Annotated in this window: 5 protein-coding genes; 3 read left to right on the top strand and 2 right to left on the bottom strand. The window is 28.1% G+C overall.

Annotated features, from left to right (window positions below):
* Together SR62_RS02025 and SR62_RS02020 are read left to right on the top strand one after the other, a co-directional pair.
* Positions 1-636: DUF2920 family protein (locus tag SR62_RS02025; RefSeq protein ID WP_261791847.1), on the top strand; the 636-nt coding region annotated here is incomplete at its 5' end.
* 21 nt (positions 637-657) lie between these two features.
* Positions 658-1,728 (top strand): acyl carrier protein, encoded by a 1,071-nt coding sequence (locus tag SR62_RS02020; protein WP_147502239.1) that lies wholly within the window; start codon positions 658-660, stop codon positions 1,726-1,728.
* Here the strand turns inward: SR62_RS02020 and SR62_RS02015 are convergent.
* Both SR62_RS02015 and SR62_RS02010 read right to left on the bottom strand, forming a co-directional pair.
* Positions 1,725-1,952, bottom strand: coding sequence for a hypothetical protein (locus SR62_RS02015; protein ID WP_002875378.1), 228 nt, complete (start codon positions 1,950-1,952; stop codon positions 1,725-1,727). The two genes, SR62_RS02020 and SR62_RS02015, sit on opposite strands and share 4 nt — an antisense overlap.
* A gap of 39 nt (positions 1,953-1,991) precedes the next feature.
* Positions 1,992-3,500 carry an AMP-binding protein gene (locus SR62_RS02010; protein WP_002878164.1) on the bottom strand — a complete coding sequence of 503 codons (1,509 nt, stop codon included), beginning with the start codon at positions 3,498-3,500 and terminating at the stop codon, positions 1,992-1,994.
* A gap of 60 nt (positions 3,501-3,560) precedes the next feature.
* On the opposite strand from SR62_RS02010, the gene SR62_RS02005 reads away from it, so the two are divergent.
* Positions 3,561-4,148: DUF2920 family protein (locus tag SR62_RS02005; RefSeq protein WP_147502238.1), on the top strand; the 588-nt coding region annotated here is incomplete at its 3' end.

Raw genomic sequence — 4,148 nt, 5'->3', positions numbered from 1 at the left:
AAGCACGGGTCTTATGGAGGATACCTATCTTTACTCATAGCAAAAATAGCTCCTTGGTATGTGGATGGTGTGATTGATAATTCAGGTGTTTGCTTGCCATTTTTGGCGTGCATTTTAGGAAGAGAAATGAATCAAGGGGAATTTTATTTCGAAGGAAGTGGTTATAGACTTTATTGTTTTGTATATAAATACTGGAATAGAAATATGAATTCTTCTTATTATTTTGGTGATGAAAATTATTTAATCAGAGCAGTTTTAAATTCAAACCATCTTCAAATTCAATCAAATTTAAATAAAAATACCATTTTTGTAAGCTATCATAGTATACAAGATATGGGTGCGCCAGTGCAAAATAAAATAGAACTTTATAAGTGTTATCAGGAATTAGGATATGATGCAACTTTACATTTAATAAAGGATGAAAATGATATAGATGGTAGATTTGTAAAAAGTTTAGAGCATGGACTTAGAATGACTGATAGGGCTTTATTTAGAAAAGAACTTCCTTTAATGCTTGAAAAACTACAAGGAAGAAAATCTTTTATGCAAGAAAATTCTATCTCTTATCCTTGTGGGAATAAAGTATTTGTGTTTAAGGATTTAGAAGATAAATTTGAGTTAGAGATGATAAATTAAAATAAAGATAAAGGATATAAAATGACAGCATATTTACATATAGGAACTACTAATACAGGAAATCAAGAAAAACAAGGCTTCTTGATGCAAAACGAAGAAAAGCTTTTGCAAAAAGCTTATATTTACCCAAAAAGTCTTAGAGTGGCAAATAGGCATTGGGCTTTGGTGGATATGGTTTTAGAATTGGTTCAAAAAGAAGATATTTTAAAAAAAGAGAGTGTTTTAAGTCATATCACAAATGAAAGACTTCTTAGAGCTATAGAAAATTTTAAAAATGAAAGTGCTTTACATAAAGATAAAAAATTTATTTTTTCAGCTGAGGGTATAGTTTGGGATTTTTCTACCAAAAAACATGTAGAAATTTTAGAAAAGATTATGAGAGAGTTAGGTTTTACTCAAATTTATATTATTGTGTATTTTAGAGATACTTTGGGTTATTTAAACTCACATTGTTCTCAAGATCATAAAAACAATATGGGGTATTATTCTGCTGATTTTGCTCCGCAAGATCATCCTAGAAAATATATTTTTGACTATGAATGGATTTGCAAAACTCATGCTGAGGTATTTGGAGAAGAAAATTTGATAGTAAGACTTCTAAGGGAGGATTATGTAGGAGGGACTTTACTTAAGGATTTTGTTTATCATTTAGGACTTGAATGGGATGAAAGTTTTGTTTTAAAACAAACCAAAAATGAAAGTTTTAATCTTTTAGGAATGGAGCTTATGTCAAGATTAAACCAAAAAGATTTAAAGCAGGATAATCTTAATTCTTTGCTTTTTATGGCAAGAAGAAAATTTGAAGGCAGTAAAGAAAAAAGATTAAAATTTGCAGTACAAAAAGATATTGCTAAAGCTTATGTGGATTATTTTGCTTCTTCGCTTGAATGGGTAAAAAACAAATATTTCCCGCATAAAAATTCTCTTTTTACTCCTGTGAATTGGGAAGAATACGAACAAAATTATACTTTAACTCATACACTAAGTAAAGACTGGGATGATGTGGCGGATTTTATAGCGCAAATTATTGTTTCTAAAAATGAAATCATCAGCTCTTTAAAAGAGCAACTCGAACTTGCAAGGAAAGATTAGTCTTTCATTGCAATTTCAAGCATTTTTTTGATATTTTCAAAGCTTTCAAAATTTTCAGGTGTGATAAATTCTGCTTTTAAGGGTTTTTTATAAAATTTTTCTATTTCAGCAACCAAAGCCATGATATCGATACTATCGATAAAATCTTCACTTACTAGATTTTCCATACTCTCATTGATATCTGTTCTTTCTATATTGATAAAAAATTGTTTGATTTCTTGCATTTTTTCTCCTTTGGTTTTTTGAAATTATAAAATATTTATTTAAACAAGTTCTTTTAAAACTTTCCTATCAATTTTACCATTTTGATTGAGTTTAAATTTGTCAATTTTGATAAAATTTTTTGGGATCATATAAGAAGGTAATTTATCTTTTAAAAAAGCTTTAAAATTAATTTCATCTTTACTTTCATAAAAACAAATAATATCTTCTTTAAAAATACAAGCACTGTTTTTTACACTTGCATGAGAATTTATCACGCTTTCTATTTCTCCAAGTTCTATCCTATGTCCCATATATTTGATCTGATTATCTGCTCTTCCATAGCATAAAAGTTCGCCAAATTCATTATAAGAAACAATATCTCCTGTTTTATAGAGTAAATCCAAATAATTATCATGCAAAGGATTTTGTATAAAAGCTTGTTTGGTTTTTTCTTTGTCATTATAATACCCTAAAGACAAAGAAGTTCCACGCACGAAAAGTTCCCCTTTAACATCTATTTGTTTAGGATTTATGAAATTCATATTTTCATCAAAAACTAAAAGTTCTGTGTTTTTACATGCTTTACCTATAGGTAGAAGTTCTTCATCTTTAAAAGTGCGATTGATGATATAAAAAGAACACACATCAGTGATTTCTGTTGGACCATAAAGGTTGGCAAATAAAGCATTGGGTAAGTGTTTACGCCAAATATTTAGCTGTTTATTAGGCATGATTTCACCACAAAAAAGTATCTTTTTTAAGGTGTTTAAACTAAAATTATTCAAAGCTTCAGTATTTGCAAAATAAATCAGCACCGAAGGTACCCAAAATATAGTGCTTACTTTTTCTTTTTCAAGGCATTCTAAAATTTTATTTGGAAAGGCAAAAAGATGATTAGGTAAAAGATGTAAAGTCGCTCCTGATTTTACACTTGAAAAAATATCTAAAATGCTATTGTCAAAATAAAATGGCGCTTGATTGGCTAAAATTTCATTCTCATCAAATTTAAAAGTCTCACATACCCAAAAAGTATAATCAATCACACTCTTATGAGCTATACTTACTCCTTTAGGAATGCCTGTGCTCCCGCTAGTAAAGAAAACATAAAGTAAATTAGTATCTATGTGTTTTTCTTTTGCATTTTTTAGCAAACTTTCATCTATATTAAAACTTTCAAAGTCTTGTGTATAAAGCGTAGGCAAATCTAAATTAAAATTTAAATCCTTTGAAGTGATAAAAAGTTTAGGTTTTAAAACCTCTATGACTTTTTCTACTCTTTCTTTAGGACTTTTTTCATCTAAAAGGGTATAAAAATTTCCACTTAATGCCACTCCAAAAAATGAAATCAAACAATCAATCCCTTTAGGCAAGATGATTAAAACAGGAGCTTGAGTAGGATTATCATTTCCTAAAGTTTTTAAAATTTCACTGGCTAGTTTTTTGGAAAAAAGATCAAAGTCTTTATAAGTGATTTTTTTTCTTTCCTTGGCAAAAGGTTCTACAAAAGCAGTTTTTTCGCTAAATTTGATTAAACTTTTTTCTAAAAAATTGTAGATATGGGTTGTCATGGTTTGCCTTTTTAGTTTTTTGTAATATAATATCGATAAATTAATAAAAAAGGCCTTTATATGCTCATAAACCAAACCTTTGAAATCGATTCTTGTGATGATGTAGAACTAGATATTAAAAGAACTAGTAAGCTTGAATACCGTATAAGTTATGATGATGAAAAAGATATCAAAGCTATAGTTTTTATAGTGGGTGGTTTTGGAGCTAATGCAAATATTTCTTTTTTAGATTTTGATAGAGAATATATCGCTAAAAAATTTGATGTAGCGACAGTAAATGTTTTTTATCATTGTTTTTGTCATAGAAGATCAAATGTTGAGAAATACAGTGCATATAAATTTTTTCAAGATGAAGATATTGAAAATATTAAAAATTTATTAAATCAGTTTCAATTTTCTTATAATGAAATAAATAATGATAATGCACTTTTTTTAGCAAATTCTTTAGTAAAACATGTAGAAAATTTAAAAATGCAAAATAAACTCGATTATAACTTTAAGTTAAATTTTACCTCCACTATTATCCCACCTAATGGAGACTATCAAAACTATGGCATTATGGCAGCTATTGATCATATCAATGCTTTAAAAGATTTAGTTAAACGCTTTCCAAAATTTGCAGATTTACCAAAAATTTATGGGGGGGGG

Source organism: Campylobacter sp. 2014D-0258 (assembly GCF_008000495.1).
Taxonomy (GTDB): domain Bacteria; phylum Campylobacterota; class Campylobacteria; order Campylobacterales; family Campylobacteraceae; genus Campylobacter_D; species Campylobacter_D jejuni.
This window is presented reverse-complemented; position numbering and strand designations above follow the sequence as displayed.